The following is a 5,344-nucleotide window of genomic DNA, read 5'->3' as shown; positions in this document are numbered from 1 at the left end:
TTTCGATCGCTGGCAGAGGTGAAGATTGCAGAGGCACTCGATCGCGCGGGGGTTTTGTTTTTCCCGAATGCGACGGCGCGATTGACCACTGCGGAGGGTCGGACAAATCAAACCCCTCATTTTCTGGTTTGTTCTGACGGTAAGTTAGGGATTCTCGTGGTGAATAGGGAGGAGGATGAGGTGGAAACCGATCGCCTTCTCCAATCTCAGGGTATCCTCATCATCCACCATTACCCGGTTACCGAATGTACGGAAGAAAGCGATCGCGTTGTGCTAGAGTTTTGACAAGGTTTGAGTCAAGTTTTGAAACTCCTATTTCAATCACTTTTTTTACCATAAACCAGCAGTAATCACAGCACAGAGCGTTATTTCCTCTCTATTCAGTGGGTGGTTCTTCTGGGAATTGTTCTGGGGGTTCTTCGGGGAATTCTTCGGGTTCATCTTCTGGATTTTGTTCTTGTTGAAAGGGTAATTCTAGCTGTTTGGGAAGTTGATCTAACTGGAAATATTGATGAAATTTGGCGGTGACTTGCAGGGAGAACGATCGCGTTTCCGGTTGTCGGCGTTTGCGGACAAACCCTTGTTGGACTAATTCTTGAACGTGCTGATAGGCTCCTGAACCGCGCAGTTCTACTAAGTCGGTTTGGCTGAAAGGGCCTTTGAGGGCGATCGCCGCTAAAGTTCTTAAGGCACCGACGCCTAATTCTGCTGGAATTAAGCGATGCATGAAGTCTTGAAAGCTCTCTCGCAGTTGCAAACTATAGCCGTTTTCGGTTTCTAGCACTTCTAGCGCGCTGTCTCGGTGAGCATAATCGTTAATCAGTTGAATGAGTGCTTCTTCTGCGGTTTCTTTATCGCAGTTGGCATATTCGGCAATTTCCGCGATCGCCAGCGGTTTCCCTTTTAAGTACAGTATGGCTTCAATCTGACTAGCTAAACTTGGCATTGACGATTTCCGTGCATCCAAAACCTCTGACAACAAAATATTTTAAACGCTGTGGAGTTCGTTAGATATTTAACTTGTTCAGTTAAACTTTCTCAGTCTATTAGTCTAACTGACGTCCGGTGAGTTCGACAAAAATATCTTCTAAATTAGAAGGACGAACCATTAACCCGGTTTTATCCGGTTGTTGTTCCAGATAGGTGTTCGCTTCGGCAATGTCTGAGAAAAATTTATATTCCCAACGATCGCCTATTTGCTTCATCACCAAACCTTCTCCATGTTTTTCTCTAAACTGGTTAAGTGTCCCCAATTCAATTAATTTCCCCCCATCCATAATGCCAATGCGATCGCACAGGTATTCCACCTCATCCATGTAATGGGTGGTTAGCAACATCGTCATCCCCTGGCGGTTTAAATCCTTAATAATTTCCCATAACCTGCGTCTGGTTTGTGGATCGAGTCCTACGGTTGGCTCATCTAAAAATAAAATATCCGGTTGATGTAACAATGCTCGGGCAATTTGTAACCGCCGTTTCATCCCTCCAGAGAGAGTTTTCACTAGGCTGTCTTGCCGATCGCCTAGTTCCACATAATTCAGCCATTGCTTGATTCTCTCTTGCCGTTCCCGGTTCGGAATATGATGTAATCGTCCGTGAAACTCCATATTTTCCCAGACGGTGAGGTCATTATCCACACTGACTTGTTGTAAGACAACGCCGATGCACTGCTTCACCTGGATGGGTTGATACTGGACATCATATCCGGCAATTTTAATACTCCCACTGGTGGGTTTTGTTAGGGTGGTGAGCATCCGAATTGTTGTGGATTTGCCTGCACCGTTGGGTCCTAGCAAGCCAAACATCTCTCCCGGTTCAATGGTAAACGATAAATCATTGACCACCGGGACTTTGTTGTAAACTTTGTGGACATTTTCGACGGTAACTGCAGCACTCATGGAAATTTAGTTAAAGTGGATTTTTCTTTTCTGACTGTATCATGAAAGCGGAGTTACAGTTCTACAAGGTCCTGTTCGGGTTGGGATTGCATTTCTTGTAAAGATTGCCAACCGGCTTGCCAGAGGTTTCTATCTTTAAATTGGGTGGCATTGATCCAAAACCGCACGTTTGGGTCACAAGCAGAAATCATTTCTGCAAACACCCATTTTCCCTCGTTTTTGCGATTCACAACTTGGAAGTGTCTCCAACCCCAAGTTTTTTGTTGGGAGGTCCATTTGGAACCGACTAAATAGGGAAATTTTTGTTTTTTTGCCATTGTTTTCACCCTTGAATTTTTGATATGTATCGCTTATTGGACTAGCGATCAAGTAGGGTGGGCACTGCCCACCGGAATTATGGTGGGCAGTGCCCACCCTACTCCTCTATTAGCCCGCGCAGGCGGGCTTTGTTCGTATAGCTCCACCCTTGAGGGTGCAGGGTTTGACAGACTAAATTGCCGGACGGCGTGATAACCACCAAGCGGCAATTCCACCGCCAATCAATCCGAATAAATGACCTTCCCAGGAGACACCTGCCTGTATGGGTAATACTCCGACGATAATTCCCCCATACAATATACCCACAATAATGGATAGCAAAATTGAGGGTATATTTCGTTCAAAAAATCCGCGCGAGATGAGATAACCTAAATAGCCGAATACCAGTCCACTGGCCCCGATATGCCATCCAGTAGAACCAAATACCCAAACGCCTAACCCACTGACTAACATGGTTACCGCAGTGACAACCCAAAAATCTCTAATTTCCCGAACCATGACGAACCAGCCGAGGGTTACAAATGGGACGGTATTCGCAATTAAATGGGGGAAACCTCCATGCAGAAATGGCATAAATAGAATGCCGCGCAAGGTGCTCGGGTGGCGAGGCAAAACTCCATAAATGAGTAAGTTTCCTCGGAATAGGAAGAGGTTGAGAATTTGGACAATCCACATGATGGCGACAAAGCCACCCAAAATTAGAATTTGGGTTTTGAGAGTGTTGGCGATCGCTTTGACATTGTTTCTGCTCATGGTTATGCCTCTTAATAGACAATTGGTCTGGGTTTTTATTAGAAATTGTCGATGGGGACGGGTTCTAGTTTCTCGGCGGGTTCAAAGCCAAAAATTCTTGAATAAAAGTAAAACTCTCCATCTAAAGCGCGTTTAATGTTTTCTGAGCGTCGGAAACCATGTTGTTCCTCTTCAAAGGGAAGATAGGCAACGGGAATACCTTTTTGTTTTAAAGCATTAACCATCGCTTCAGCTTGGTTTGGAGGAACAATTTTGTCTTCTAATCCTTGGAAAAAGATGACGGGACAAGAAATGCGATCGCAAGCATGGATCGGAGACCTGTCGATGTAAATTTGCTTCGCTTCTGGATAAGGACCGATTAATTTATCGAGATAGCGAGACTCAAATTTATGGGTTTCTTTTGCCAAGGCTTCTAAGTCACTGACTCCATAATAGCTTGCACCGGCTTTGAAGACATCCCGGTAGGTGAGGGCGCACAGGGTTGTATAACCGCCTGCACTGCCTCCGGCGATCGCCAGTCGGTTGCGATCCACCCATCCTTGTTCCCCTAGATATTTTGCGCCATTAGCACAGTCATCGACATCGACAATTCCCCAGCAATTCTCTAGGCGTTGCCGATACTCTCGTCCATATCCGCTACTACCGCCATAGTTGACATCGAGGACGGCAAATCCACGGGAGGTCCAATATTGAATGCCTAAACTGAGACTGCTGCTGGCAGAGGCGGTGGGTCCGCCATGACTTTTGACTAACAGGGGCGGTAATTCACCGTCGGGGGCAATATAATCCTGATTATTGGGGGGATAGAAGATGCCATAGGCGGTTAATCCGTTTTCTGTGGGAAATTCTACGGGTTGGGGTTGGGAGAGGTAGGCGCGATCGACGGTTAAGGTGGTGGATTTGCGGATGATTTGTAATTCGCCGGTGTTGAGATGGTATTGCGCGATCGCCGTGGGTTCGGTTGGGGAACCGCCGATGAAGGCGATGCGATCGCCGTTGACTTGCAGGGAACTAAAGGAGGTATAGGGTGTTTTGATTTCCTCCAGGATACGAGTAGTTAGGTTTATACTCCCTAAGTGCCAGATTCCGGATTGAGTGTAGGTGCAGATCAGGCGATCGCTGCTGGCAAATCCGTAGGTGGACATCCCAAATACCCACTGGGGGAGTCCGAATTCCGCAGACATTTCGCAGATGGGTTCGATGGTGCCGGTGGTGGGGTGCGATCGGTAGAGATTCCACCATCCTGAGCGATCGGATACAAAATACAGAGTACCATCCAAAGACCATTGGGGCTGAAAAATCGACTCGTTAACGCCTCCGGCGACTTGGTGAGTGTCACCCACTAAACCATCGGGGTTGATTTGTGCGATCCATAGTTCGGTGCCATCCCACGGCATATTGGGATGATTCCAACTCAACCAACACAGATATTGACCATCTCGACTCAGGCGGGGAGTGGCATAGAAGTCTTCTCCGGCGACTAAGACGCGAATATCTGCACCGTCTGTTAAGTTAATGCTGACTAAACTGGTGACGGGTTCTCCGGCGCTGGTATGGTCTTCTCGCACTGAAATTAAGCGTCCCCGTGAAGTATCAACAATCAAGTCAGCATAGCGCATATTTGCTTCGGGAGTGAGGGGTTGCGGTTCTTCTCCCTGGGGTTGATGGTAGAGGCGCGAGTCGCTGAAGTTGGAGAAATAAACGGTGCCGTTGCTGAGGGTAAATGCACCGCCACCATATTCACAAACGCGGGTGCGAACGTTGAAGGGTGGCGGGACGATATCCTGGATTTCTCCTTGGTGCGATCGGGCAACGAGGACATTTCTTCCCCCTTCTTGGGGTCGCATTTCCAACCAATATAGGGTTTGATTTTCCCAAAAGATTTGCCCGAGTCCAATACTGCCAGCGACGATCGCATCGGAGGTAATCGGGGATTTCCAGGAGCCATAGTGAGCAATTTGGGGGTTAGACATATTCTATCTCTTAATTACAATTCTTTTGTTGATTTGGGCAGACGTTTGATATAGTCGCGAATCACTTCGGACATGGATACTCCGCGTCGCGCTGCTTCTAATTGCAGGCGCTCTTTTTCTGGTGTACTGATCCGAATTTGTAATAACTCATCTCGGGCCATTTTTGGGGGTGTGGTCATAACAAGAGGTCCAACCAATTTTAGTATATTGTAATTTGAGTGGAAAGAGCAAGCGGGAAATATTTATTCTTTTCTTAAAGTTTATATAACGGTTCGGTGGATTTATGAAGTACAGATATTTACAGGAGTGGGGTGCATCCGATGTTTGGACAGTCTGCCCTCATCCCCCACCAGCCCCATTCTCCCAAAGTGGGAGAAGCCCTCACCCTCAGTCCCTCTCCCA

At 47.1% G+C, this 5,344-nt stretch carries 6 protein-coding genes and 1 pseudogene; 1 reads left to right on the top strand and 6 read right to left on the bottom strand.

The window, feature by feature from the left end:
* A pseudogene (locus J0895_RS15585) lies at positions 1-285 on the top strand (hypothetical protein); the annotation flags it as partial.
* Positions 286-376: 91 nt separating this feature from the next.
* Here the strand turns inward: J0895_RS15585 and scpB are convergent.
* The 6 genes from scpB to J0895_RS15555 all read right to left on the bottom strand — a co-directional run bounded on the left by scpB (position 377) and on the right by J0895_RS15555 (position 5,121).
* Positions 377-946: an SMC-Scp complex subunit ScpB gene (gene scpB, locus J0895_RS15580; protein ID WP_207088964.1), complete on the bottom strand. Its 570-nt coding sequence runs from the start codon at positions 944-946 to the stop codon at positions 377-379.
* A 100-nt stretch (positions 947-1,046) separates the two neighbouring features.
* Complete coding sequence (locus tag J0895_RS15575; protein WP_207088963.1) at positions 1,047-1,898, bottom strand: ABC transporter ATP-binding protein; 852 nt, start codon at positions 1,896-1,898, stop codon at positions 1,047-1,049.
* Between the two features lie 53 nt (positions 1,899-1,951).
* The gene (locus J0895_RS15570) at positions 1,952-2,215 is read right to left on the bottom strand and encodes a TIGR02450 family Trp-rich protein (RefSeq protein ID WP_207088962.1); all 264 of its coding nucleotides are present in this window, start codon (positions 2,213-2,215) and stop codon (positions 1,952-1,954) included.
* 172 nt (positions 2,216-2,387) lie between these two features.
* Positions 2,388-2,969 (bottom strand): rhomboid family intramembrane serine protease, encoded by a 582-nt coding sequence (locus tag J0895_RS15565; protein ID WP_207088961.1) that lies wholly within the window; start codon positions 2,967-2,969, stop codon positions 2,388-2,390.
* Between the two features lie 38 nt (positions 2,970-3,007).
* On the bottom strand, positions 3,008-4,942 hold the full coding sequence (locus tag J0895_RS15560) for a S9 family peptidase (protein WP_207088960.1): 1,935 nt from the start codon (positions 4,940-4,942) through the stop codon (positions 3,008-3,010).
* A 14-nt stretch (positions 4,943-4,956) separates the two neighbouring features.
* Positions 4,957-5,121 carry a ribbon-helix-helix protein, CopG family gene (locus J0895_RS15555; protein WP_242541351.1) on the bottom strand — a complete coding sequence of 55 codons (165 nt, stop codon included), beginning with the start codon at positions 5,119-5,121 and terminating at the stop codon, positions 4,957-4,959.
* Positions 5,122-5,344: the final 223 nt, after the last annotated feature.

The sequence above is a fragment of the Phormidium pseudopriestleyi FRX01 genome (genome assembly GCF_017313335.1).
GTDB lineage: Bacteria > Cyanobacteriota > Cyanobacteriia > Cyanobacteriales > Laspinemataceae > Laspinema > Laspinema pseudopriestleyi.
The sequence above is the reverse complement of the archived record's forward strand: the minus strand, read 5'-3'. Positions and strand labels throughout refer to the sequence as shown.